The 24,864-nt window shown below is 59.3% G+C and carries 25 protein-coding genes; 8 read left to right on the plus strand and 17 right to left on the minus strand.

Annotated features, from left to right (window positions below; all coding sequences use genetic code 11):
* Positions 1 to 30: 30 nt before the first annotated feature.
* Together A3714_RS09410 and A3714_RS09415 are read left to right on the plus strand one after the other, a co-directional pair.
* On the plus strand, positions 31 to 618 hold the full coding sequence (locus A3714_RS09410) for a phosphoheptose isomerase (protein ID WP_062816713.1): 588 nt from the start codon (positions 31 to 33) through the stop codon (positions 616 to 618).
* On the plus strand, positions 619 to 1,206 hold the full coding sequence (locus tag A3714_RS09415; RefSeq protein WP_063508184.1) for a BON domain-containing protein: 588 nt from the start codon (positions 619 to 621) through the stop codon (positions 1,204 to 1,206).
* Between the two features lie 210 nt (positions 1,207 to 1,416).
* Here the strand turns inward: A3714_RS09415 and A3714_RS09420 are convergent, their stop codons facing one another.
* The 7 genes from A3714_RS09420 to rplM form a co-directional block, all read right to left on the minus strand.
* On the minus strand, positions 1,417 to 1,815 hold the full coding sequence (locus A3714_RS09420; protein WP_082844621.1) for a ClpXP protease specificity-enhancing factor: 399 nt from the start codon (positions 1,813 to 1,815) through the stop codon (positions 1,417 to 1,419).
* A 2-nt stretch (positions 1,816 to 1,817) separates the two neighbouring features.
* Positions 1,818 to 2,456 (minus strand): stringent starvation protein SspA, encoded by a 639-nt coding sequence (gene sspA / locus A3714_RS09425; RefSeq protein ID WP_062816710.1) that lies wholly within the window; start codon positions 2,454 to 2,456, stop codon positions 1,818 to 1,820.
* 94 nt (positions 2,457 to 2,550) lie between these two features.
* Positions 2,551 to 3,207: a cytochrome c1 gene (locus A3714_RS09430; protein ID WP_062816709.1), complete on the minus strand. Its 657-nt coding sequence runs from the start codon at positions 3,205 to 3,207 to the stop codon at positions 2,551 to 2,553.
* Positions 3,207 to 4,481, minus strand: a complete 1,275-nt coding sequence (locus A3714_RS09435) for a cytochrome bc complex cytochrome b subunit (RefSeq protein ID WP_231866050.1) — start codon at positions 4,479 to 4,481, stop codon at positions 3,207 to 3,209. Before A3714_RS09435 ends, A3714_RS09430 begins: the two co-directional genes overlap by 1 nt.
* 5 nt (positions 4,482 to 4,486) lie before the next feature.
* Entirely contained in the window at positions 4,487 to 5,074 is a 588-nt protein-coding gene (gene petA, locus A3714_RS09440; RefSeq protein WP_062816708.1) for a ubiquinol-cytochrome c reductase iron-sulfur subunit, read from the minus strand.
* Positions 5,075 to 5,286: 212 nt separating this feature from the next.
* Positions 5,287 to 5,682: a 30S ribosomal protein S9 gene (gene rpsI, locus A3714_RS09445; protein ID WP_062816707.1), complete on the minus strand. Its 396-nt coding sequence runs from the start codon at positions 5,680 to 5,682 to the stop codon at positions 5,287 to 5,289.
* A gap of 11 nt (positions 5,683 to 5,693) precedes the next feature.
* A complete protein-coding gene (gene rplM, locus A3714_RS09450) occupies positions 5,694 to 6,122 on the minus strand; it encodes a 50S ribosomal protein L13 (protein WP_035248051.1) in 429 nt (142 codons plus the stop codon).
* 252 nt (positions 6,123 to 6,374) lie between these two features.
* Here rplM and A3714_RS09455 point away from each other — a divergent pair, with 252 nt between their 5' ends.
* The 4 genes from A3714_RS09455 to A3714_RS09470 all read left to right on the plus strand — a co-directional run bounded on the left by A3714_RS09455 (position 6,375) and on the right by A3714_RS09470 (position 10,705).
* Complete coding sequence (locus tag A3714_RS09455) at positions 6,375 to 7,412, plus strand: aldo/keto reductase (protein ID WP_063509272.1); 1,038 nt, start codon at positions 6,375 to 6,377, stop codon at positions 7,410 to 7,412.
* 336 nt (positions 7,413 to 7,748) lie between these two features.
* Positions 7,749 to 8,363 (plus strand): TetR/AcrR family transcriptional regulator, encoded by a 615-nt coding sequence (locus tag A3714_RS09460; RefSeq protein WP_063509273.1) that lies wholly within the window; start codon positions 7,749 to 7,751, stop codon positions 8,361 to 8,363.
* The gene (locus A3714_RS09465; protein ID WP_063509274.1) at positions 8,360 to 9,985 is read left to right on the plus strand and encodes an NAD(P)/FAD-dependent oxidoreductase; all 1,626 of its coding nucleotides are present in this window, start codon (positions 8,360 to 8,362) and stop codon (positions 9,983 to 9,985) included. Before A3714_RS09460 ends, A3714_RS09465 begins: the two co-directional genes overlap by 4 nt.
* A 3-nt stretch (positions 9,986 to 9,988) precedes the next feature.
* Positions 9,989 to 10,705: an SGNH/GDSL hydrolase family protein gene (locus tag A3714_RS09470; protein ID WP_063509275.1), complete on the plus strand. Its 717-nt coding sequence runs from the start codon at positions 9,989 to 9,991 to the stop codon at positions 10,703 to 10,705.
* A 76-nt stretch (positions 10,706 to 10,781) separates the two neighbouring features.
* On the opposite strand, the gene A3714_RS09475 is transcribed toward A3714_RS09470, so the two are convergent.
* The 4 genes from A3714_RS09475 to A3714_RS09490 all read right to left on the minus strand — a co-directional run bounded on the left by A3714_RS09475 (position 10,782) and on the right by A3714_RS09490 (position 15,340).
* Positions 10,782 to 12,071, minus strand: coding sequence for an OmpP1/FadL family transporter (locus A3714_RS09475; RefSeq protein WP_063509276.1), 1,290 nt, complete (start codon positions 12,069 to 12,071; stop codon positions 10,782 to 10,784).
* A gap of 186 nt (positions 12,072 to 12,257) precedes the next feature.
* Positions 12,258 to 13,403: an acyl-CoA dehydrogenase family protein gene (locus A3714_RS09480; protein WP_063509277.1), complete on the minus strand. Its 1,146-nt coding sequence runs from the start codon at positions 13,401 to 13,403 to the stop codon at positions 12,258 to 12,260.
* Between the two features lie 157 nt (positions 13,404 to 13,560).
* Positions 13,561 to 14,643, minus strand: a complete 1,083-nt coding sequence (zapE, locus tag A3714_RS09485) for a cell division protein ZapE (RefSeq protein ID WP_062816700.1) — start codon at positions 14,641 to 14,643, stop codon at positions 13,561 to 13,563.
* Positions 14,644 to 14,704: 61 nt separating this feature from the next.
* Positions 14,705 to 15,340 carry an alpha/beta hydrolase gene (locus A3714_RS09490; protein WP_063509278.1) on the minus strand — a complete coding sequence of 212 codons (636 nt, stop codon included), beginning with the start codon at positions 15,338 to 15,340 and terminating at the stop codon, positions 14,705 to 14,707.
* Between the two features lie 482 nt (positions 15,341 to 15,822).
* Between A3714_RS09490 and A3714_RS09495 the strand changes: the two genes are divergently transcribed.
* Positions 15,823 to 16,353, plus strand: a complete 531-nt coding sequence (locus tag A3714_RS09495) for a YhcB family protein (RefSeq protein WP_062816698.1) — start codon at positions 15,823 to 15,825, stop codon at positions 16,351 to 16,353.
* A gap of 230 nt (positions 16,354 to 16,583) precedes the next feature.
* Here the strand turns inward: A3714_RS09495 and A3714_RS09500 are convergent, their stop codons facing one another.
* Both A3714_RS09500 and A3714_RS09505 read right to left on the minus strand, forming a co-directional pair.
* The gene (locus tag A3714_RS09500) at positions 16,584 to 17,456 is read right to left on the minus strand and encodes a diacylglycerol kinase family protein (RefSeq protein ID WP_063509279.1); all 873 of its coding nucleotides are present in this window, start codon (positions 17,454 to 17,456) and stop codon (positions 16,584 to 16,586) included.
* Positions 17,457 to 17,481: 25 nt separating this feature from the next.
* On the minus strand, positions 17,482 to 18,237 hold the full coding sequence (locus A3714_RS09505; protein ID WP_062816696.1) for a Nif3-like dinuclear metal center hexameric protein: 756 nt from the start codon (positions 18,235 to 18,237) through the stop codon (positions 17,482 to 17,484).
* A gap of 123 nt (positions 18,238 to 18,360) precedes the next feature.
* On the opposite strand from A3714_RS09505, the gene A3714_RS09510 reads away from it, so the two are divergent.
* A complete protein-coding gene (locus tag A3714_RS09510; protein ID WP_062816695.1) occupies positions 18,361 to 19,473 on the plus strand; it encodes a trypsin-like peptidase domain-containing protein in 1,113 nt (370 codons plus the stop codon).
* Between the two features lie 161 nt (positions 19,474 to 19,634).
* On the opposite strand, the gene A3714_RS09515 is transcribed toward A3714_RS09510, so the two are convergent.
* From A3714_RS09515 to hisG, 4 genes are all read right to left on the minus strand, one after another.
* Entirely contained in the window at positions 19,635 to 21,233 is a 1,599-nt protein-coding gene (locus A3714_RS09515) for a DUF4139 domain-containing protein (protein WP_063509280.1), read from the minus strand.
* Between the two features lie 402 nt (positions 21,234 to 21,635).
* On the minus strand, positions 21,636 to 22,709 hold the full coding sequence (gene hisC, locus A3714_RS09520; protein WP_063509281.1) for a histidinol-phosphate transaminase: 1,074 nt from the start codon (positions 22,707 to 22,709) through the stop codon (positions 21,636 to 21,638).
* Between the two features lie 17 nt (positions 22,710 to 22,726).
* A complete protein-coding gene (gene hisD, locus A3714_RS09525; protein ID WP_063509282.1) occupies positions 22,727 to 24,037 on the minus strand; it encodes a histidinol dehydrogenase in 1,311 nt (436 codons plus the stop codon).
* Positions 24,038 to 24,209: 172 nt separating this feature from the next.
* Positions 24,210 to 24,854 carry an ATP phosphoribosyltransferase gene (gene hisG / locus A3714_RS09530; protein ID WP_063509283.1) on the minus strand — a complete coding sequence of 215 codons (645 nt, stop codon included), beginning with the start codon at positions 24,852 to 24,854 and terminating at the stop codon, positions 24,210 to 24,212.
* Positions 24,855 to 24,864 lie beyond the last annotated feature (10 nt).

Raw genomic sequence — 24,864 nt, forward strand, 5'->3', positions numbered from 1 at the left:
CCTTCGAACGCGCAGAACAATGAGGTAATTATGAGCGTGGACCGTATCCGGCAACTGTTTGCCGAAAGCATTGAAACCAAAGCCAAAGCCGGGGAAGTGCTACCCACCGTCATCGAAGCCGCCGGTCAGGCCATGGTGGAATGCCTGCTCAACGGCGGCAAGATTCTTACCTGTGGCAATGGCGGCTCTGCCGGCGATGCCCAGCATTTTTCTTCCGAATTGCTTAACCGTTTCGAGATGGAGCGCCCGGCACTCCCGGCAATCGCGCTTACCACCGATTCCTCCACGCTGACCTCGATTGCCAACGATTACAGCTACAACGAAATCTTCTCCAAACAGGTTCGCGCTCTCGGTGGCAGCGGCGACATCCTGCTGGCCATCTCCACCAGCGGTAACTCCGCCAATGTCATCCAGGCCATCCAGGCCGCCCATGACCGGGAAATGCGCGTGGTCGCCATGACCGGCAAGGAAGGCGGCGAAATGGTCAACCTGTACGGGCCCAACGACATTGAGATCCGGGTACCGGCCGCCTCCACCGCACGCATTCAGGAAGTCCACCTGCTGGTGATTCACTCCCTGTGCGATTACATCGATCAGCAACTGTTTGGAGGCCAATAAATGGCCGCAGGCTTCATTCGATTCAGCCACGTCCTGACCATGTTTGTCCTGTTCGCCACCGTCTCCGGGTGCGCATCCCTGTCCAAGGGAATGTCCGAGGAACCCGTCGATCAGAACCACGGCAAACGCACTTTCGGTGCCTTTATCGAGGACGGCAATATTGAGCGCAAGGTCGCTGTGAATCTGGCCCGCGCCAGCGCCGAGCTGGACGAATCCCGGATCGTGGTTGTGAGTTATAACGGTAATGTGTTGCTCGCCGGGCAAGTGGCCAACGACGATCTGAAGGCCCAGGCAGGCAATATCGCCGAGCAGGTCCGCCACGTCCGCCACGTACACAACGAGCTTCAAGTGGTGGGCTCCAACTCCTTCCTGGCCCGCACCAATGACACCTGGCTGACCAGCAAGGTCAAAAGCCGTCTGCTGATCAATGGCGAGGCCCCGGGCTGGCGCACCAAGGTGGTGACAGAAAACGGCGTGGTCTACCTGATGGGACTGCTGACTCACGAGGAAGCGGATGCGGTCGTTGAGCAGGTACAAAAGGTCTACGGTGTGCAGAAGATCGTCAAGATTATTGAGTATATCGACTGAAGGCAGTTGCAAGTGTAGGAGCGTCGCTGGCGGCGCGATTCAGGCCTAATCAAACACTGACGGAAATCTGTCGAGCCCTGACATTCCTGATCGCCCTGCGGCCGATTCCTTGCCAAGGCAAGGTCGCGCCGCAAGCGACGCTCCTACAGCGGCTCCGTAGAGAGCAACCAGGCATCTGGGGCAGCAAAAAAACCGGATTTCGCCGTTTTTTTATTTAACCACCTTCAGATGGCTGACCTTAGCCTTGCCGTCATCCTTTTCCGGCTCCGGTGGTGTGGGCTCGGGCGGCGGCTCCGCCGGATCGAACGCCATACCCTGACCGTTCTCCCGGGCGAAAACCGCCACCACCGCATTCACGGGAACCCGGATAGTCATGGGCATACCCCCGAAACGGGCGGAAAAAGTGATTTCCTCATTGCCCGCAACAAAGTTTGTCACTGCCCGGGGCGCGATGTTCAGCACAATCTGGCCGTCCTGAACAAAATCCTGGGGCACTTCCACCCCGGGGTAAGAGGCGTTTACAGCCAGGTGGGTCGTCAGACCGTTATCACAGATCCATTCGTGGATCGCCCGTATCAGATACGGGCGATTGGGCGACATATCGGACATGATTACAGCGGGTTGCGCAGTTCGCGCTCGGCGTCGGTCAGGCTGGCCTGGAAGGCATCACGGTCAAACAGACGTTCGGCATAGTCCAGCAACGGCTTGACCTGTTTCGCTGGCAGCTCGATACCCAGGGCAGGCAACCGCCACAGGATGGGGCCAACCACACAGTCTACCAGGGTGAACTCTTCACTCATGAAGTATGGCAGCTCGCTGAAGATCGGCGCGGTAGCAATAATCGCTTCACGCAACTCCTTGCGACGCTTGTTGAGGCTGGCTTCTTTTTCCTCACCGGCCAGAATGGCATCAACGTGACCGCACCAGTCACGCTCTACCCGGTGAATCAGCAGACGGCTGTGTGCACGGGCAACCGGGTACACCGGCAACAACGGCGGATGGGGGAAACGCTCATCCAGGTACTCCATGATGACGGTGGACTGATAGAGAGTCAGTTCACGGTCCACCAGGGTAGGCACTTCGTTGTAGGGGTTCAGCGACGCCAGATCTTCCGGCTTGTTGTTGTTGTCCACATCAACGATATCGACTGTGACCCCTTTTTCTGCCAGCACGATACGCACGCGATGGCTGTAATGATCTTCCGGGGAAGAAAAGAAAGTCATTGAAGAACGCTTGGTCACCACACCCATTGTCGAATCATCTCCGCACTAATAGCTATATAACAGAAACAGGGTAACCGCTTACACGGATACCCTGTTCAACGCTGAAAAGCGGCACTAATGGTTAGTGCACGTCTTTCCAGTATTCCTTCTTGAGCAGGTATGCCGGGACAAACAGAATGCCCAGGAACACCAGTACATACACACCCAGACGCTCACGCAACGGACGGACCGGCTCAGCGGTGTATGCCAGGAAATTGGTGATATCACCCATTTCCTGTTTGAACTCTTCTTCGCTCAGCTCAGCTTCCCGGCTTGCCATCACATGGGGCATACCCACGTTTTCGAACACCCGGTTGTTGTAACCGAAGGGACGGGACTCGTCTTCGTAGAAGTTGATCAGGTAAGAATACACCCAATCCTCTGAACGATAGCGGGTCACCATGGTGAGATCCGGCGGCGCATTGCCGAACCAGGCCTTGGCATCTTCCGGGTCCATGGCAGTACGCATCTGATCACCCACCTTGTCGGTGGTGAAATTCAGCTTTTCCTGCACCAGTTCTTCCGGAATCTCCAGATCCTCAGCCAGGCGGCTGTAACGCTGGTACTGCAGACCATGACAGCCCATGCAGTAGTTTACAAACAGCTTGGCACCATTCTGCAGGCTTACCTTGTCCTGCAGATTGACCGGTGCCGGCACTTCGTACTCACTCTTGCCACCACCGGCCGCGAAGGCAACCAACGGCAGGCAGCTGAAAAGAACGACCGCTAATTTCTTCATCAGTGACCCCCCGTTACCCGTTCCGGAACCGGCTTGGATTTTTCGAATTTGTGAACAAACGGCATGATCAGCAGGAAGTAGCTGAAGTAATACACCGTACCGAACTGCGCCAGCATGGTCTTACCCGGCGTTGCCGGCTGAGTACCCAGATAGCCCAAAATCAGGAAGTCCACCACAAAGATCGCCATGAACAGTTTGCTCAACCAGCCGCGATAGCGGATGGAGCGAACCGGGTGGCGATCCAGCCAGGGGATCACGAACAGGATCACGATAGCGCCACCCATGGCAACCAGACCCCAGGCCTTGGAAGACATGATGATATCCAGGGTCGTGGCACGCAGCATGGCGTAGTACGGACCGTAGTACCATACCGGAGCAATGTGATCCGGGGTCTTCAGCGGGTTGGCCGGCTCGAAGTTCGGCTTCTCCAGCAGGTAACCCCCGCCATCCGGGAAGAAGAAGATCACCACGGCAAAGATCATCAGGAACACGATCACGCCCGGCAGGTCTTTCACGGTGTAGTAAGGGTGGAACGGAATACCGTCAACCGGGATACCGTTTTCGTCCTTGTTCTGCTTGATTTCCACACCATCCGGGTTGTTGGAACCCACTTCGTGCAGTGCCAGGATATGCAGTACCACCAGCGCCAGCAGCACGATGGGGATAGCCACCACGTGCAGGGCGAAGAACTTGTTCACCGTCGCCGTGGACAGCAGATAATCACCACGTACCCAGGTGGTCAGGCCTTCGCCGATTTCCTTCGCTTCTGCAGCACTGATAAACGGCAGCAGGTCAAAGGGAATGGCGCCCGCCAGGGAAATGATCACCTGAGCACCCCAGTAGGACATGTTGCCCCAGGGCAGCACATAGCCCAGGAAGCCTTCTGCCATCAACGCCAGATAGATCAACATACCGAAGATCCACACCAGCTCCCGCGGCGGCTTGTAGGAACCGTACATCAGGCCGCGGAACATGTGGATATAGACCACAGCGAAGAAGGCTGATGCCCCCACCGCATGCATGTAGCGAATCAACCAGCCCCACTCCACATCACGCATGATGTATTCCACCGAGGCAAAACCTTCGCTGGGGGAGTAGAACATGGTCAGCCAGATACCGGTGAGCAGCTGGTTAATCAGCACCACCAGGGACAGCACGCCGAAGTAGTACCAGAAGTTGAAGTTCTTCGGGGCGTAGTATTCGGACATGTGGCGCTTGTAAGCGTCCACCACGGGCAGACGGGCATCTACCCAGTCGACAACACGATTCACCATTCCCATCATGCCTCGGTCTCCCCTTCTTCAGAACCCACAATGATGACACCTTCGCTCAGATAGGAGTGCGGCGGCACCACCAGGTTGGTGGGTGCGGGTACGCTCTTGTAGACGCGACCGGCCAGATCAAACTTGGAACCGTGGCAGGGGCAGAAGAAGCCGCCGTGCTCCAGCTCCACTGTGGGCTCGTCCTCGTACAACGGCGAACACCCCAGATGCGTACAGGTGCCAATCAGTACCAGCAGCTCTTTCTTGATCGAGCGCCACTCGTTCTGGGCATAGGCAGGCTGCTGGTCCGCTTCAGACGCAGGGTCACGAAGCTTGTCTTCCAGCTGCGACAAGGTTTGCAGCATATCGTCGGTACGGCGCACCACCCAAACGGGCTGGCCTCGCCATTCCTCAACCACACGCTGACCGGGCTCCAGCTTGCCAACATCCACGGTTACCGGCGCACCGGCATTCTTGGCTTTGGCACTGGGCTGCCAGGATTTCACAAAAGGAACAGCCGCGCCAACTGCACCTGCGGCACCAATAGCCGAGGTCAAGCCGATCAAGAAGGTGCGGCGGCTGGTATTAACGCCGTCGTTGCTCATTCAGTTATTCTCCCCTTGGATCCCACGCTCGGGAATAGTCCGAGACTCGAGGTACTACCTCGCGCTCCGGGCGGAGTAAGGCGGCGCAAATGGTAAAGAAAAAGCCCACACCTGACAACCGGTTATTCCCCGGCCAGAGTCGCTAAACGCCTGATTTGAACACAAAAAAGCCCAGCATTGCTGGGCTTTTTTGTGAACAGCTGTTGTAAAGCTTAACGCTTGGAGAACTGCGGACGACGACGCGCCTTGCGCAGACCCACTTTTTTACGCTCAACTTCACGGGCGTCACGGGTCACGTAACCGGCGCGACGCAGCTGACCACGCAGCTCACCGTCGTATTCCATCAGTGCACGGGTGATACCGTGACGGATGGCGCCAGCCTGGCCGTTGTTGCCGCCACCGCTGACCGTAACCAGTACGTCAAACTTGTCGCTCACTTCGATCAGTTCCAGCGGCTGACGAACCACCATCTGGTTGGTTTTACGACCAAAGTACACATCCAGCGGACGGCCATTGACAGAAATCTTGCCGCTGCCCGGACGCAGAAAAACGCGAGCGGAAGAGGTCTTGCGGCGACCGGTTCCGTAGTTGGTTTCTACAGTTGCCATCAATTAACCCCTTAAATTTCCAGCTGCTGCGGCTGCTGAGCGGTATGCGGATGCTCAGTGCCTGCGTAAACTTTCAGTTTGCGGAACATGGCGCGACCCAGGGGGTTACGCGGCAGCATGCCCTTCACCGCCTTCTCAATGATCATTTCAGGCTTTTCGGCCTGCAGAGTGGAGAAGTTGGCTTCTTTCAGGCCACCCGGATAACCGGTGTGACGGTAGTACATCTTGTCATTTGCCTTGTTACCGGTAACGGCCACTTTATCGGCATTGACTACGACGATGTAATCACCGGTATCGACGTGTGGAGTAAACTCCGGCTTGTGTTTACCGCGCAGACGGCTGGCGACTTCGGTCGCCAACCGACCCAGCGTTTTGCCGGAGGCGTCTACCACATACCAGTCGCGCTTTACGCTTTCCGGTTTTGCGCTGTAGGTCTTCATGGAATTCTGCCCTAAATTCAATATGTTACGGGTAGCAAACACCCGCCGGCGACAGTTCCGCCGGGCAAGAGAGCGCGAATTCTACCCAAGCCCCCCTCAGAACACAAGCGGTTCAGGGGCTTTTGTTGAGATGACATTAACGACCTGATCGCAGGTCGGTTCCCACCATTGTGCGCTGACAAACAGCATGGTGAGATGAGCGGCCATTCTACCCGTGCCTACCGGCCCCCTTGCAAGGATAAGGAGTACACCATGGAATACCGCCGTCTTGGACGCACCGACCTGAAGGTCAGCAGTCTGTGTCTGGGAACCATGACCTGGGGAAGCCAGAACACTGCCGAAGAGGGTCATGCCCAGATGGACATGGCGCTGGACCACGGCATCAATTTTTTTGATACCGCCGAGATGTATGCCGTGCCGGCCAGCCCGGAGACCTCATTCCGCACCGAAACCATCATCGGCGACTGGTTTGCCCGCACCGGCCATCGGGACAAGGTGATCCTGGCCACCAAGGCCGCCGGCCCGGGCGACTATGTGAAGCATATCCGCGGCGGCCCCCGGTTCAGTGCGCAGAGCCTGCAAAGTGCCGTGGAAGGGAGCCTGAAGCGCCTGCAGACCGAAGTCATCGACCTGTACCAGCTCCACTGGCCGGAGCGCACCACCAACTACTTTGGCCGGCTGGGCTACAAGCACCGGGACGGGGAGGACGGTATTGCCATCAGCGACACGGTGGCCGCCCTCAAGCAATTGGTGGACGCCGGCAAGATCCGCCATTGGGGCCTCTCCAATGAAACCCCCTGGGGCACCATGACCTTTCTGCGCGAAGCCGAAAAAGTCGGTCTGGCGCCACCGGTGAGCATCCAGAACCCCTACTCCCTGCTGAACCGCAGCTTTGAAGTGGGCCTGGCGGAAATCGCCCATCGCGAGCACGTCGGCTTACTGGCCTACTCTCCCCTGGCTTTTGGCATGCTGACCGGGAAATACCGCAACAACCAGTGGCCGAAGGGGGCCCGGCTCACCGAGGTCAAACAATTCAGCCGCTATACCAACGATCAGGCCAGCGCCGCCACCGAGGCCTACTGCCAGCTGGCAGAGCAGCGCGGCCTGAGCCCTACCCAGCTGGCCCTGCAGTTCGTCACCACCCGCCCCTTTGTCACCAGCAATATTATTGGTGCCACCAGCCTGTCCCAGCTGGAAGAAAACCTGAAAAGTGTCGATCTGCCCTGGGACCGGGAGCTGGAAAAAGCGCTCGATGCCATCCATACCCGCTTCCCCTACCCGGCACCCTGATACCAGGCAACCCTCCGCGTCCAATTCGTGGACGCGGAGTTTCACGCCTGAAGGCCTTAATACACCTCCGCCTCCACTGTAGGAGTTCCCATCCTGGGGACGAACCGAGCGCAGCGAGGCGACAGCGGTTTCAAAAACCCTGTTCTTCCAGAAACCTGTCGAGCGCTGACATCCCTGATCGCCCTGCGGGCGATTTCCACGCTAGCGCGTGGTTCGCGCCTCGAGAGCCGCTCCTACAGCGAAGCCACAACCCTCTCCCAGCTAACGAATAACCATTGACGATACAGCATCAGCCATGCCAATGTTAACGGCGTTAACTTTGGCAAACGAGAAATCATGGCACGCACGGCATACCACCATGGCGATCTATCCCAGCAGGCCCACCAGCAGGCCCTGGCGACCCTGCGTGAACAGGGCGACGGCGCCATCAGCCTGCGCGCCCTGGCCAGGCAGCTTGGCGTCAGCGCGCCGGCGCTCTACCGCCACTATGCCGACCGGGAAAGTCTTCTGGCCGAACTGGCCATCAGCGGCTTCCAGGCCCTGCGTCAGCGGCTATTGGCGGTCAACCAGCAGGACAGCCGCAAGGCCCTCATCGGTATCGGCCTGGCCTACGTGGCCTTCGCTCGCGACGAGCCCAATCTGTACCGGCTCATGTTCGGCGGACGGGTGCTGCCGCGCGGCGCCCACCCGCGACTGGATCAGGCCGGACAGGCCGCCTTCCAGGTACTGGAAGACACCGTGGCAAACGGCCAGCAGCGGGGTTATCTGAAAGCGGCCCCCCTGTCCTTGCTCACCGCCGCCGCCTGGTCCCTGGTACACGGACTGTCGCAACTAACCATCGACGGGCATCTGCCCGGCCCTGATAGCGAACCGCAACTGGCCGCAGGCATCACCGCCCTGCTACTGGACGGCAGCATTGAACGGACTACCAACAAGGAACCCAACCCATGAGCAGCCCCACACCCAGTACCCTGCGCGTTGGTCGACGTTACCGGGCCAACCGCCTGGACGGCCCCTATGACGCCATCGTCATCGGCTCCGGTATTGGCGGCCTGACCGCCGCCGCCTGCCTGAGCAAAATGGGCAAGAAGGTGATCGTGCTCGAACAGCACTACACCGCCGGCGGCTTCACCCACAGCTATGACCGCAATGGCTACGAATGGGATGTGGGGGTCCACTACATCGGCGACATGGGCGCCAAACATACCCTGGCCCGCCGCCTGTTTGACTATGTTACCGACGGCAAACTGCAATGGGCGGCCATGGACGATCACTACGACCGACTCTTTATCGGCGATCGCCAGATCGATCTGGTCGCCGGGCCCGAGGCTTTTGCCAAGGAACTGAAAAGCCAGTTTCCCGGTGAAGAGCAGGCCATAGACAGCTATCTGGATTATCTCTCCCTGGTGGCAAAGGCCATGCCCGGTGTCACCCTGGCCAAGGTACTGCCGAACCTGATGGCCGGCCCGTTCCGGTATCTGGCCCGCCGCAAGGCCCCCGACTTTCTCAACCGCACCACCCGGGAAGTACTGGAAACCCTCACCGGCAACCAGGAATTGATCGCTGCCCTGACCGGCCAGTGGGGCGACAACGGCCTGGTGCCCGATGACTCCAGCTTTATCATCCACGCCCTGATCGCCCGACATTATCTCTATGGTGGCTACTATCCGGTGGGCGGCGCCTCGGAAATGGCCAAGACCATTATCCCGGTGATCCAGCAAGGCGGCGGCGAAGTCTTTACCTATGCGGACGTGAAGGAAATCCTGGTCGAAAACGGCAAGGCCGTCGGGGTGCGCATGGCCGACGGCCAGGCCATCCACGCCCCCGCCGTGATCAGCAACGCCGGCGTCTTCAATACCTTCGGGCCACTGCTGCCGGATAACGCGCCCCACAAGGCGTTCTACCAGAACAAACTGGGGCAGGTGCAACGCTCCATGGCCAGCGTCTGCCTGTATATTGGCCTCCAGGACACGGCGGAGAACCTGGCGCTGCCGAAAACCAACTTCTGGATCTACCCAGGTGCAGATTACCGTGGCCAGGTTGAGAATTTTCTCGCCGCCCCGAACAGCCACGACATTCCGCTCACCTATATATCCTTTCCCTCCGCCAAGGATCCCAGCTTCGCGGAGCGCTACCCGGGCCGGACCACTATCGAGATCGTGGCACCGGGGCCATTCGAGTGGTATCAGGACTGGGCGGACCAGCCCTGGGGCAAACGCGGGCAGGATTACGAGGCAAAGAAGGACGCCTATGCCCAGCGTCTGCTGGAAAAGCTCTACGAAAAGATGCCCCATTTACGAGGCAAGGTGGATTACTACGAACTGTCCACGCCCTTGTCCACGGACTATTTCTGCCGCTACAGCACCGGCGAGATCTACGGACTGGACCACACGCCAGAACGGTTTGAGCAGGACTGGCTGAAACCGAAGACCCGCCTCCCGGGCCTCTACCTGACCGGCCAGGACATCATGACCTGCGGCGTGGTTGGCGCCATGATCGGCGGCCTGCTCACCACCGTTGCCGTGAGCGGCCTGAAAGGGCTGCCGCTGGCCAAGAAAATGTTTGTGGGATAACCCATGCACCTGCCCTTCTGGATCAGTACCACCCTGCTCGCGCCGCTGCTGGTCTGGCAGGGCCAACGGACCCGCCGCACCACCCCACGCTTGCCGGCGGCCCACGGCGACCCGCACGGCCAGTACGGTGACGGGGAGCCTGCATGGCAACTGCTGGTGCTCGGCGAATCCACTGCTGCCGGGGTAGGCGTAACGCATCATCAAGATGGCCTGGCCAGCCAGCTGGCCCGGCAATTACATCAACAAAGCCAGCGCACCATTGGCTGGCGCAGCCATGGCATTAACGGTATTCGCCTGCAGGCCCTGCTGGACCACCTGAAAACCATCCAACTGGCGCCGGCAGACGCCATCCTGCTCAGCATGGGCGTCAATGACACCACCGGGCTGACACCCAGGCGCCGTTATCGTCAACAGCTGTTGGCCTTGGGCGCACAACTGCCTGGCCCCGTGTTCCTGCTTAGCGTACCGCCCATGCACCGTTTTACCGCCCTGCCCACGCCTCTGCGGCAGCTACTGGGCTGGCGGGCCAGACAACTGGATGCCATTCAGCGGAAGCTGGCCGCGGAGCAGCCCGATGATTTTATCTATCTGGGCTACCCGGCAATGACGGATCCGACCCTGCTGGCCGAAGACGGCTATCACCCGGGCATCACGGGATATCAGGCCATGGCCTCCGAGCTGGCGCCAGCACTGACGGCGAGACTGCAGACGGCGAAGTAGAGCAGATTCCGCGTGATGGACGAACATAAAAAAGGCCCTGCAAGCAGGGCCTTTTTGGGTGGGACGAAGCTAGCGATCAGAAGCGGTAGCTCAGCTGCGCGCCGATCACATCCGCATCCAGTTCGTAGGTGCCTTTCAACTGAGCACCTTTGTCCGCCCGGTTGATATCCGCATCTTCCACAAAGATATGCGCATAACCCACGTCGATGGTCATGTTCTCCACCGGCGTGAAGCCCGCACCCAGCGTCAACCAGACCCGGTCGGAATCCGGAGAGATCGCTGAGCGGTTATCCGTACCCTGAGTGGATTCCTCCTGCGCCACACCGGCACGCAGTACCGTGGTGTCATTCATGGCGTGACGAACACCCAGGGAATAACGCACGGTGTTTTCCCAGTCGAAGGTTTCGGTCGGATTGAACGCAAGCTGATCGCTCTCAACCACCAACTGATCCAGGCTGCTCCATTCCATCCATTCAACACCCATCAGAATCTGGGTGCGATCAGAGAGGTCGCCCGCATAGGAGAGTTGCAACGATGCCGGCAGATCAATAGCCGCCTCGCCGGAATAGCTACCTGCAGCAACAACTGGTGCACCGGCCTGGAAATTGGTCAAGTTGGCACCGAGCTGACTGAAAGTGATATCACCCTCAACGTCGTATTCAATTTTGGAGCGGTAGGCGACACCAAAATGATTGTTATCATCGGGGCTATATTTCAGGCCCAGATTCCAGCCATAACTATCATCATCACCTTCCAGGCGAGTAGCCGCGTTACGAATGTCCGCATCCAGACGCTGATAACTCACACCAACACCAACACTCAGAGCGTCCGTCAGCTGCACACCCAGAGACGGATTGATGTTGTAAGTTCGAAGATCTGATTCTGTTGAGTAAAGGTCGCCGGCAGAGACCGGGCCCAGGGGAGTCAAATAACTATTACCCCAATTGCTTTCATACTCGATTTTGGTACCAAAGGGGGCATTCACCCCCAAACCAAAGGTCATCATGTCGCTGATCGGCACAGCCATGAAAAGACTGCCCACGAAAGGCTCCACATCCTCGAAATCACCGGGACCTACCCCTGATTGGGGAATCAATCCGGCAAAGCTGCCGTCACTGTCAGCTTCAAACGTCGTATCGACCCACACCTGATGAACTGCAGCAGAAAGCTCTGCCTGCTTCAGCCCTGCCAGGGTAGCCGGGTTGTACCATTGGTTAGAGGCGTTCTCGCTCAGCACACCGGCACCGGCGTAAGCGGTACCCAGAGCGGACACGGATTGGTAGGACACAGAAAAGCCACTTGCCGCCGCATGCCCGGCAACCAGGCTCAATGCGGAACCGACAAGTACGGCACCTGTTTTTTTCATGATTTCTCTCCCTCTTCCTCGCAAAGTAATGCTGTCGTTATAAGTAAAAGATCAGCAGCCCACTTATACACAATAGGCCATGATACAAGCAAGGAATCGCGTTCAGTCAGGCTTTCACGTCAGCTGGGAGAAGAAAAAAGGGCAGCGAATGCTGCCCTTTCTTTTTTTACAATCACACGACCGGTTTCAGTCCGCCAGAACGGCCTTGGCAATGATCGTTTTCATGATTTCATTGGTGCCGCCATAGATCCGCTGCACCCGTGAATCGGCAAACATGCGCGCTACCGGATACTCCCACATATAGCCGTATCCACCGTGCAATTGCACGCATTCGTCAATTACCTCGCACTGCAGATCGGTAATGTAATACTTGGCGGCCGCCGCGGTGGGGATGTCCAGTTCCTTTTTCAGATGCAGTTCCAGGCAGCGGTCCACATAGGCGCGGGCCACTTCCAGTTTGGTGTGCATCTCGGCAATTTTGAACTGGGTGTTCTGAAAAGCAGCCACCGGCTTACCAAAAGCTTTACGTTCTTTTACATAGTTGATGGTATGTTCCAGGGCCGCTTCCGCCATTGCCAGACCACCAATGGCGATGCCCAAGCGCTCCTGCGGCAGTTCCTGCATCAGGTAGATAAAGCCCATGCCCTCTTCACCCAGCAGGTTTTCGGCTGGCACCTTCACGTCCTGGAAGAACAATTCGGAGGTATCCTGGGCTTTCATGCCCACTTTCTTCAGGTTGGTGCCCTTCTCGAAACCTTCGGAATCGGTTTCCACCACAAACAGGCTGATACCCTTGGCGCCCTTGGACGGATCCGTCTTTGCCACGACGATCACGATATCCGCGTTCTGGCCATTGGTGATAAAGGTTTTGGAGCCGTTCAGGATGTAGTGATCGCCCTCTTTGACCGCAGAGGTCTTCACGCCCTGCAGATCCGAACCGGCACCCGGCTCGGTCATGGCGATGGCACCGATCATTTCACCGGTGACCATTTTCGGCAGGTATTTCTGCTTGAGGACTTCAGAGCCATTGTGCTCGATGTAAGGCGCCACGATTTCCGTGTGCAGCCCCCAGCCAATGCCTGTCAGGCCCAGCCGGGACACTTCCTCGCCAATCACCACACTATAGAGAAAATCGGCCCCGATACCGCCGTACTCCTCACTCACCATGGGGCACAGAAAACCCTGCTCACCCGCTTTGAGCCATACCTCTTTGGGAACAACACCGGTTTGCTCCCACTCTTCGTGATGAGGTACTGCCTCATTTTCGAGGAATTTGCGCACGGTTGCGCGGAAGGTTTCATGGTCGGAACTGAACAGCGTACGGGGAATCATGATGCTCTCCGGAGTCAGGTTATCAGGGGTAGCCCCGATACCGGGCTCGGCCGGGGCACAGAATGACGCATTCTGTGCACTGGTGCTGCCAGCGGGCAATGACCGAAATGTTCACCACCGGACCGTGATGACAATTCCGGCCAATGACGACTTGCTCTCAGGCCCGGTGCTCACGCCCCAGATACTCGGAGGACTGCATTTCCTGAAGACGGGAACGGGTGCGCTCGAATTCGAAGTCCAGGCGCCCACCGGCATAGAGATCTTCGATGGGCACTTCTGCGGTAACCACCAGCTTCACCGCCCGGTCGTAGAACTCGTCCACCAGGTTGATGAAACGCCGGGCCATGTCATCCTTCCCGGCCCCCATCTGCTCCACATTGGAGACCAGTACGGTATGAAACTCCCGCGCCACTTCGATGTAATCGGTCTGGCTACGCGGACCATCACAGAGGGCCTTGAATTCAAACCACACCACATCATCCGCGCACATGACCGAGGGAATCTTGCGCCCCTCGATCAGCACGTTGCCGTGATCACGATGTCGGGAATGATCCGGTTCCAGCGTACGGAAACGTTCGCGGAGAAATTCATCCGCCGCCTTGCCCAACGGACAATGGTACAGCTCGGCCTGTTCCAGTAGCCGCAGACGGTAGTCATTGCCGCCATCCACGTTGAGCACCTTGGTGTACTGCTTGAGCAGATCGATGGCCGGCAGGAAACGCGCCCGTTGCAGGCCGTCTTTATAAAGACCATCAGGCTCGATGTTGGAGGTGGCGACCAGGGTCACGCCATTGGCGAACAACTCCCCCATCAGCCCGGCCAGAATCATGGCATCGGTGATATCAGTGACGAAGAACTCATCAAAGCACAGCACCCGGGACTGGCTGGCGAACTTGCGGGCAATGCTCACCAGCGGGTTCTTCTCCCCCTGGCGCTCTCGCATTTCCCGGTGCACCTTCTGCATGAAGCGGTGAAAGTGCATGCGACGCTTTTCCTTGAACGGCAGCGCCTGAAAAAACACATCCATCAGGTAGGTCTTGCCGCGACCGACGCCTCCCCACATGTACAGGCCGGTAAGCGCGCGGGGCTTGCGAAAACGTGACAACAAGCCACCTCCAGCCGGCTCTGCCAGCAAGCGGTGATACAGCGCATCCAGTTCTTCCACCGCCCTTTGCTGGGCCGGGTCCTGGAAAAAGTCGTCACGCTGGAGATCGGCTTGGTACTGTTCAAGAGGCGTCATGGGACTCGGGGCCTGCTGCTCGGACGGGGCAATGTAGCGTCGCAAGGACTGGCTGACAACATCAGGCAGGCAAATGGCTGGCGGCAGCCTGTTTCAGCTCCACCAGTTTGCCATGGAAGAAATGCCCGCAATCCGGGAAACGGATCAGATCCGGCGCCAGCGGCGTGGCGTCAACCCAACGAAACACCTGCTCCGCCGGCACCACTTCATCATCCTCACCCTGGACCACGGTCACCGGGCAGCCGGTCTGTTCGATCTCATCAAAGGGGTAATGGTGGACGGGAGGCGCCACCAGCAGCAACTCCCGGGCCGGCATGCCATTGGCCTTGAGAATTTCTGCTCCGCGGGCGGCCACAAAACTGCCGAAGGAGAAGCCGGCCAACCACAGGGGCAGATCGGGCCAGGCATGGGTCAGCCAGCTGTGTATGGCCAGCAGGTCTTCGGTTTCCCCGATGCCGTCGCTATAGGCTCCCTGGCTTTCACCAACGCCGCGGAAGTTGAACCGCACCACCACAGCCCCCTGGTCTCGGGCCAGACGGCTCAGGCTGGTCACCACCTTGTTGTCCATGGTGCCACCAAAGAGGGGATGCGGGTGGCAGATAATGGCGACGAACGACGGCGTTTCACTGCCCTGCTCCACCACGGCCTCCAGCTTGCCCGCCGGACCGGAGAGACTTTGTCGCTGTTGTGCTGCCATATTTCACCCCTGTCGCATTTCTTGCCCTGCCGACCCGCTGCTGCACCCGGACGCAAAACCCTACGCCGCATCAAGGACATCAAGAGTATCAACAGTCTCTTACACCTTGGAGCCTATCCAGGGTCTCTTCACAACCGCGCCGGAGTCCTTCCTTAACCTGTAAAGAGGGTCGCCAGCTCGTGATGGCGATTGTGTAGTGTGGTCATTCTACATGAACGAGCGCCATCGCGGGCTGGCGGCACTCTCCACCTGAAAGAATGGGCCCGGCCCTTCGGGTTGCCGCTAAAAATGGCTCCAGGCAAGGCATGAACCTTGAACTTGACCCGTCAGGCCCTGCGGTATCGTGCCCTCTGTGCTCTGCGAGTATTGCCTGGAGCCATTTTTAGCGGCAACGCGGTTGTGAAGAAACCCTGGATAGGCTCTAACCCTTGGCGACCGCCCGGCACTGTGCTGCAATAGCGGGAATTCAGAAGGAGTATGCCATGGATATGCTGACAACTGGGGTGCTGTGCTTCGCCGCCGGCGTGGTAGTGGGCGCAGGATTACTGTTCTGGTTGTTACCGGCACGGCGTCAGGCCGGCCAGCTGATTCGTGACCGTGACGAAGCCCGTCAGGCCCTCAATCACTATCGTGATCAGGTGGATGACCATTTTCTGCATACCGCAGAACTGGTCAACGACATGACCCAGGCCTATCGCTCCGTCCACGAGCACCTTTCCAAAGGCGCCCAGGCCTTGTGTTCCGAAGTGGGTCGCAAACGGGCAGTGGCAAAATCCCTGGACTCTGCCCCGCAGAAAGGCAGTGACGAGCCGGTGGCTCCGCCGCTGGATTATGCCCCCAGCGCCAAGGGCGGCACCCTGGCCGAAGATTTCGGTCTGCGCCAGAAAACCACTGGGCCGTTCAAACCCGTGGACGTGGCGGACAACCCGGTCACAGACAATATCGTGGAGCCTCCCCGCGACTACGCGGAAGGCTGCGACGAGCAGGGCTGCCCACCGCAAGAAAAGAAATAAAACACCGCTGACGACACAGCCCCCCCAAACCGGCACCAGCGAATCCCTGGCACTGCCTTGGCACCCCCGGCTCAGGCGCCCCTTTCGCCGTTGGAGCCTTGCTCGCAAGGCGAAAGTCCGAAATCCCGCGACGTGCCTGCGGGTAACCTTCGCTTTGCGAGCAAAGCTCCAACGGCAGGGGGGCATCAACCGTATATTCACGCCCTTCAACCCGGGCGGGTGAAGGGGGCTTATTGAAAGGTCTGCGCCACCCGCATGGGTACAGGCTCCTCTTCCACCACGATCTCCGCCGGCAGTATCCCGGCCGGGTCACCATCGGCCTGTATCGGCTCATCGGCATTTTCGCAGCGAATCTCCACCCGCTGGGCACGCAGGCTGGCCACACCATCCACCCGCTCCATGCGCCCCAGCAACAGCGCGGCGAGACAGCGCAGCAGGAAGCTGACGCCCGGCTTCTGGAACAGCAATACCTGCACCTGGGGCCGGAGAATATTGGCCTCACGGCTGAGCACAAAGCTGCCGCCATAGTGGCGGCCGTTAGTGACGATGGCAGAAAAACAATCCAGCGGCCGGCCATCGACCATGACCCGGTAATGGCGCTGACCGTAACGGCGAATCTGGGCAAGCATGGACTGGACATAGGCCAGCTTGCCGAACCGTTCCTTCACCGACAGGTTCACCCCATCCACCACCCAGGCGTCGTAGCCGATGCCGCACATCATGATAAAACGGCGTCCGTTGAGCCGGGCCGGGGTGACCGGCACATTTTTGCCATTGACCACGATCCTGGCCGCCTGCTCCGGCTGTTTGGGCAGCTGCAGCTCCTTTGCCAATACATTGGCGGTTCCGGTGGCAAACACCCCCAGGGCCACTCCGGGAGCCAGACCATTGAGGACTTCGTTGGTGGTGCCATCACCGCCCACCGCCACCACGCAATCGCCCTGATTTTCCAGGGCCTGCAGATACGCGGTGGCATCACCCGGCCCTCGCGTGTGGTAGAGACGCACTCGCGCGTCCAGTTTCTCCAGCTCCGCCACAAAACGGCACAGCAGGGTCTCCCGGCCACCCCCGGCGGTCGGGTTGTATACAACAGTAATCTTCATGGGATCAGGGTGTTCCTCGTACTGCTCAGGCCGGGTTATCGATGTCGATAAAGATATGTTCCACACCGAACTGCTCATTGAGCCACTGCCCCAGGGCCTGTACCCCATAGCGTTCGGTGGCATGGTGACCACAGGCAAAATAGTGCATGCCGGTTTCCCGGGCAAAGTGGGTGGTGGGCTCGGAAATCTCGCCGCTCAGGTAGGCATCCATCCCCCGGGTCTGGGCCTTGTCGATAAAGCCCTGGGCGCCACCGGTACACCAGCCGATGGTTTCAATCTCATCGCCCGGGTCGCCCACATGCAACGGGGTGCGTCCCAGCACGGCTTCCGCGTGGGCAGCGAACTCCGCCGCCGACATGGGACTGTCGAGCCGCCCCACATTACCGATCGGCCGCGGCGCATCATCCAGTCCACCCTCCACAGTGAACCCCAGACGCCGGGCAAGCTGGGCGTTATTGCCCAGGGTCGGGTGGGCATCCAGGGGAAGGTGATAGGCAAACAGATTGATATCGTGGCGCAGCAAGGTCTGCAGGCGCTGCTTTTTCATGCCGCGAACCCGCTGATCCTCACCTTTCCAGAAATAACCATGGTGAACCAGAATGGCATCCGCTTCTTCCACGATCGCCGCATCGATCAGGGCCTGGCAGGCGGTGACCCCGCTGACCACACGGCGGATCTGTTCGCGGCCTTCCACCTGCAATCCATTGGGACAGTAGTCCTGAAAGTGATCCGCAGCCAGCTCCTGGTCGAGCAAGGTCAGCATGTAATCGCGCTTGAGCATGACACCTACCGGGCAATGATCTGATAATATTGCGCGCAGTTTACCTATCCAGACCCGGGCTTGTCTCGTTCGTCCCCGTCCCGGTGGCGGGCGAAAGGCAATGGCACGGGCCAAAGCAAGCGCATGGGGGCATTGTCGGTGATCAGAGCCTTTCGTTTTTTTGCCGGACCGATTCTGGCGGGCCTGGCCGTGGGCCTGGCCGTGCTGTGGTGGTATGAGTGGGGTCCGAACGCTCGCCCCGGGCGCTACGACAGCGGCACCGCCAGTTATGCCGGCGCCGTCAACCATGCGGCTCCGGCAGTGGTCAATATTTACACCACACAAATCCTCACCAGCGATGACGTGCCGGAAGACCCGCTGTTTAACCGCTTTATGGAAGAACCCCGCCGGGAACGGGCCCTGAACAGCCTGGGTTCCGGGGTTATCGTGGACGACGAGGGCTACATCCTTACCAGTTATCACGTGATACGCGACGCAGACGAAATCCTGGTGGCCCTGCGTGACGGCCGCGATGCCCCGGCCCGGGTGGTGGGCACGGACCCGGAGACCGACCTGGCCCTGCTTCATGTGGCACTGGAAAACCTGCCGGAAGTGGAACTCAACGGTAACGGACCGGTGCAGGTGGGCGATGTGGTGCTGGCCATCGGCAACCCCCTTGGCGTAGGCCAGACCGTTTCCATGGGGATTGTCAGTGCCACCGGGCGCAGCCATCTGGGCATTGCCACCTTCGAGAATTTCATCCAGACCGACGCGGCCATCAACCGCGGCAACTCCGGCGGCGCCCTGATTGATACCCGTGGCCACCTGATCGGCATCAACACCGCCATCCTCTCCGCTGACGGCAGCTGGCAGGGCATCGGTTTTGCCACCCCGGCCTCCATCGCCCGGGAAGTGATGCGTGACCTGATAGACCATGGCCGGGTGATTCGTGGTTATCTGGGGGTTACCGTGCAGGATATTACCCCGTCCCTGGCCGAGACCTTCGGCATGGACGAAGTGCGCGGTGGTGTGATCACGGAAGTGGTCATCGACAGCCCCGCCCACAAGGGTGGCCTGCAGCCCGGCGACGTACTGGTGGGCATCGACGGCACCGCCATGGCCGACGGCTACGAAGCCATGAACCGCATTGCCGGCATGAAGCCAGAGCAGAAAGTCAGTCTGAACATCGTCCGTAACCGCCAACCGCTGACCGTAGATGTGGTGATTGGTACACGGCCGCCGGCAGAAACGGAATAAAGCAGTTAACAGTGAATAGTGAACAGTGCGCGTGAGCGCTTATCTGTCTCTGAAACGCAAGAGGCCGCGCCCAAGCGATGGGCGCGGCCTCTTGCGTTTCAAGTCAACCCAGCGGGCTGTCGCGCCGCTGTTAACTATTCACTGTTAACTGTTAACTGCCTTCAAAGCCCTTCCACCCCACTCAAACTCTCCCCTGCCGGATAACGAATCTCAAAGCCCTGCTTGAAGCGTTCTTCGCCCCCCGCGGGAAGAGTGAATTGCCAGCGTTGCAGGCCTTTCACATCATCCACATCCTGTGCATCCGCGGCCTTGCCCTTGGCGGTAACGGTAATATCGTCGTTGCCGGCCACGGGGAGGCGATCCAGCAGGTTTACCGTGATCGGCTTGTCGTAATGGGAAAGGAGGGTGATGTTCTTGATCGCCGACAGGGTACTTTCCTTGCTGATCAGACCGGTTTCCCCTTCCCGGGAAGGCTCCCGGGTCACGGTAATCTGAAGGCGCGGATCGTCGCCAAAGCTCATTTTCACCTTTTCACCCTGCTTGATACTTTGCTGGCGATGGTAGCGGGTCAGACGCTGACCATCACGCAGCAGGGTGACACTGCCCGCCAGCCAGGGAAGCGGGCTGGTATTGTCCCACTCCCCCACCAGCAGCACTGCGGGCTGCTGCCACAGGTAACTTTCCCGGCTCAGGGTTGCCGGTAATTCCGCCTGTTGGTAGGAAACCCGGGCACTGGCATCACCACTGGCCAGGGACAACGGCGCGGAAAGCGGTACCCGCATATCAAAGCCATGTGCCACAGGAGCCGCCACCGGCATGCCGCTGACGCTCTCTGCCATATCAGCTTGATACGCCGCCGGCTCCGCCATCACCGCCCGCAATGATTGCTTTCGCATCTCCGGCTGAGGGGCTGCCAACCGTACAATCCAGGGCGTCGGATCGGGCAGGTGGCGATAACCGGCCGGCACCAGACCCAGGGTAGCGCGGACATTCTGCCAGTCCTCACCGGTCCGGTTATGGATCAGGGCAATGCCGGTCACCGCCACGTTTTCATTGCGGCTGTTCAGATCCACCCGCAGCTGGTTCTGCCAGCCCGCCTGCCCGGTAAAGTACTTTAGCTCAACCTTCGCCGTTGACGGTTTGTCAGCGCTGACGGTGAGAACCAGTTCGCGGCTGCGGGTCTGTCCTTGCCCCAACTGCTGGCGTTCCTGGCGCAGGGTGTCCAGTTTCTGTTGCTGGTCGTGACGTACCACTGCCCGCTGGTTGATGGCCGCCTGCCGCTGTTCCACCGCCTTGCCAATGGACGCCCAGGCGCTGGACCACTTTTCTACCGGCACCTGCGCAAACACCGCTTGCCCCTGGGGAGCCTGCCCCATTAGCGACTGCAGATGGTGAATCTGTTGCTGATCCAATGCATCCGCTGCCTTGGCGGCGGCCATGATCTGCTCCAGTTCGAGGATGGCCGCATCCAACTCGGCCCGCCGGGCTGATACATCGGCTTTGTTGATGGCAAATCCCTGGCGGACACCCTGCAAGCGAGCGCCCTTCACCGTCACCTGCAAGCTGTCCAGATCCAGCTCCGGCAGACCACTGACTACCAGTTGGTGCTCACCAGCGGAGAGGGACTGACTGAGAGTGCGAGTGAGATGGGCCTGGGAGGGGAATAACACCGCCTCGCTCACCGCCGCGGTGACGTTGAAATCAGCGGCCAAAAGGGACGTGGGCAACAGCGCACAGGCAAGCAGCAACGATCGTTTCATTATTCGGGTCCTTTCCGTTGGACGATACCTGTTAGTACCGCAGGTATTGGGAAAGGTTCAAGCGGGGAGTCTTGCGGCGTTGGTTGGCGCGATCTTCCTGTGCAGAAAAAGATTATTTACCACAGAGAACACAGAGATCACTGAGAAAAAGCCAAATCTCCGGCGGCCCGCGTAGGGTGCACTGAGCCTAAGGCGAACTGCACCATTGCCCAACCATCCGGTGCAGTTCGCCTTAGGCTCAGTGCACCCTACACATTCTGAAATGGATGTTTTATCAACGGTAGGATCGCGTCGCCAGCGACGCTCCTACACGAAAGGCTTTCACCACAGGATACCGAGCCAGCCTTTTTCTCTGTGTGCTCGGTGCCCTCTGTGGTGAAAAAAGATTTTCCGCAGCGGGAATCAGAGCAGCGTGTCCAGCGCGTCGATCAGCGCCTGGTTTTGCTCTGCTGTGCCCACGGTAATGCGCAGGTAGTCGGCGATGCGTGCAGGCTTGCCGAAGTGGCGCACGATGATGCCCTGCTCGCGCAGGCCCTGAGCCAGGGAGGCGCCACTGTGTTGCGGGTGGCGCGTGAAGAGAAAGTTGGCCGCCGACGGCAGACTGTCGAAGCCGCGCCGGGAGAGCTGCTCGTTGAGCCAGTCACGCTGGCGGATTACCTGTTCACAGCCCTGCTCGAACCATGCCTGATCCTGGAATGCGGCCACACCGGCGGCGATAGCCAGGCGATCCAGCGGATAGGAATTGAAGCTGTCCTTGATGCGGTTCAGACCATCAATCAGCGCCTCATCGCCCACGGCCAGACCGATACGCAAACCGGCCAGGGAACGGGACTTGGACAGGGTCTGGGTGACCAACAGATTCGGGTAGCGGTTGACCAGGCTGATGGCCGTATCGCCACCGAAGTCGATGTAGGCTTCGTCAATCACCACCAGGGTTTCTGTATTGGCCTGCAGCAGACGCTCGATATCGCTCAGCGGCATTAACTTGCCGGTGGGGGCATTGGGGTTGGGGAAAATAATGCCGCCATTGGGTTTCAGGTAGTCTTCCACATTGATGGACAGCGTCTCGTCCAGCGCTACCGGCTCATAGTCGATCTGGTAAAGGCCGCAATAGACCTTGTAGAAGCTGTAGGTGATGTCCGGAAACAGCAAGGGGTTGTTCTGGCGAAAAAAACCCATGAACAGATGCGCCAGCACCTCGTCGGAACCGTTGCCGACGAACACCTGGGAACGCTGGATAGCATGGCCCTGAGCAGAATAGTAATCGGCAATGGCCTGCTTGAGCTCACCACTGTCCGGATCCGGGTACAGACGCAGGCGCTCGTCCGCTTGCCCACGAATCGCCTCAATCACCTTTGGCGACGGACCCAGGGGGTGCTCATTGGTATTCAACTTCACCAACCTGTCCATCTTCGGCTGCTCGCCGGGAACATAGGGTTCCAGTTGGTGAACGAAGTCGCTCCAGTATTTGCTCATAGTTTTGTCGTCCGAGGTCAGACGTCTGACGCTTTCTTGATTCGGTATTCGGCGCTGCGCGCGTGGGCGGTGAGGCTTTCGCCGCGGGCCAGGGGTGAGGCGATTTTCGCCAGCTCGCTGGCGCCCTCCGGGGAGCAACCGATCAGTGAGCTGCGCTTCTGGAAATCATACACACCCAGGGGGGAAGAAAATCGTGCCGTGGCACTGGTGGGCAACACGTGATTGGGGCCCGCGCAGTAATCACCCAGGGCTTCCGGCGTGTGACGGCCCAGGAAGATTGCACCGGCATGACGAATCTGTTTTGCCCATTGCTCGGCGTCATCAATGGAAAGCTCCAGATGCTCGGAGGCAATGGTATTGGCCAGGGCAATGGCCTGCTCCAGATCCTGCACCTGAATCATGGCGCCGCGATGTTTCATGGACGTACGGATAATGGTTTCCCGCTCCAGAGTCACCGCCAGTTTTTCCATGGACTCGGCCACCTGTTGCAGGAACTCGCCGTCCGGGCTGACCAGGATGGCCTGGGCTTCCTCGTCATGCTCTGCCTGGGAAAACAGGTCCATGGCGATCCAGTCCGGATCGGTCTTGCCATCACAGACCACCAGAATTTCCGACGGCCCGGCGATCATGTCGATGCCGACCTTGCCGAATACCTGGCGCTTGGCTTCCGCCACATAGATGTTGCCGGGGCCGACGATCTTGTCCACCGCAGGCACCGTCTCGGTGCCGTAAGCCAGTGCCGCTACCGCCTGGGCGCCCCCCAGGGTGAATAGCTTGTCCACCCCGGCAATGGCCGCCGCCGCCAGCACCATGTCGTTGATTTCGCCATCCGGGGCCGGCGACACCATGATGATTTCACCCACACCCGCCACCTTGGCCGGCAAGGCGTTCATCAGCACCGAGCTGGGATAGGCGGCCTTGCCGCCGGGCACGTAGATACCGGCCCGATCCAGCGGTGTCACCTGTTGGCCCAGTAATGTGCCATCCGCTTCCCGGTACTGCCAGGAATCCTGCTTCTGCTTTTCGTGGTAGCGACGCACCCGTTCGGCGGCCGCTTCCAGCGCCTGGCGCTGTTCGGCAGGAATACGCTCCAGGGCTGCCTGCAATTGATCATGCCCCACCACCAGCGCATCCATGGCGGCCACGTCGCGACGGTCAAAACGGTTGGTGTATTCCACCAGCGCCGCATCGCCGCGTTTGGCCACATCACGAAGAATACCGCGCACCCGATCCGCTACTTCCTCGTCCCGCTCTTCGGACCAGGCGGTGAGCGCAGCCAGCTTGGCATCGAAATCCGCGTCTTGGGCGTTAAGCCAGGTGGTTTCCATGGTTGGCACCGTAGTCAAAGTCACAATCTGTTTTTACCACAAAGGGCACAGGATTCAGTGAGGAGAAGGCGGGTCTTTTTCTATCACCAAGATCAACAACGCCTGTCGCAACGCCCCATCAACCAATGGGCGGTTATTCTCGCTCGCATTGTGACCACTATGGTGAAAGGTGTTAGCCCGCCTTGCGAGCCGCCACCGCCTCGGCCAGCTGATCCAGGATTCCCTGAATATCCCCGTGACGGGTTTTCATGCTGGCGCGGTTAACGATCACCCGGGTGGAGATATGGGCAATCAGCTCGGTGGGCTCCAGGCCATTGGCGCGCAGGGTGTTGCCGGTGTCCACGATGTCCACAATGCGGTCGGCCAGGCCCACCAGCGGGGCCAGTTCCATGGCACCGTAGAGCTTGATCACTTCCGCCTGTTTGCCCTGCTGGGCATAGTAGGCCTTGGCCACGTTGACGAACTTGGTGGCCACACGCAGGCGGCTGCCTACTTCCGGAGCACCCTTCACCGCCGCCACCATCAACTTGCAGCGGGCGATATCCAGATCGAGAGGCTCGAACACACCATCAGCGCCGTGCTCCATGAGCACATCCTTGCCGGCCACGCCGATATCCGCCGCGCCGTGCTGCACATAGGGCGGCACATCCGTGGCGCGAATAATAATGATCTTCACATCATCGCGGGTGGTATCGAAGATCAGCTTGCGTGACGCTTCCGGATCTTCCAGCAGTTCAATGCCCGCCGCTTTCAGCAACGGCAGGGTTTCCTTGAGGATGCGCCCCTTCGACAGGGCGATGGTCAACGGCTTGGTCATTACTTTCCCG

Origin of the sequence: Alcanivorax sp. HI0007 (genome assembly GCF_001635525.1) — a bacterium.
Taxonomy (GTDB): Bacteria; Pseudomonadota; Gammaproteobacteria; order Pseudomonadales; family Alcanivoracaceae; genus Alcanivorax.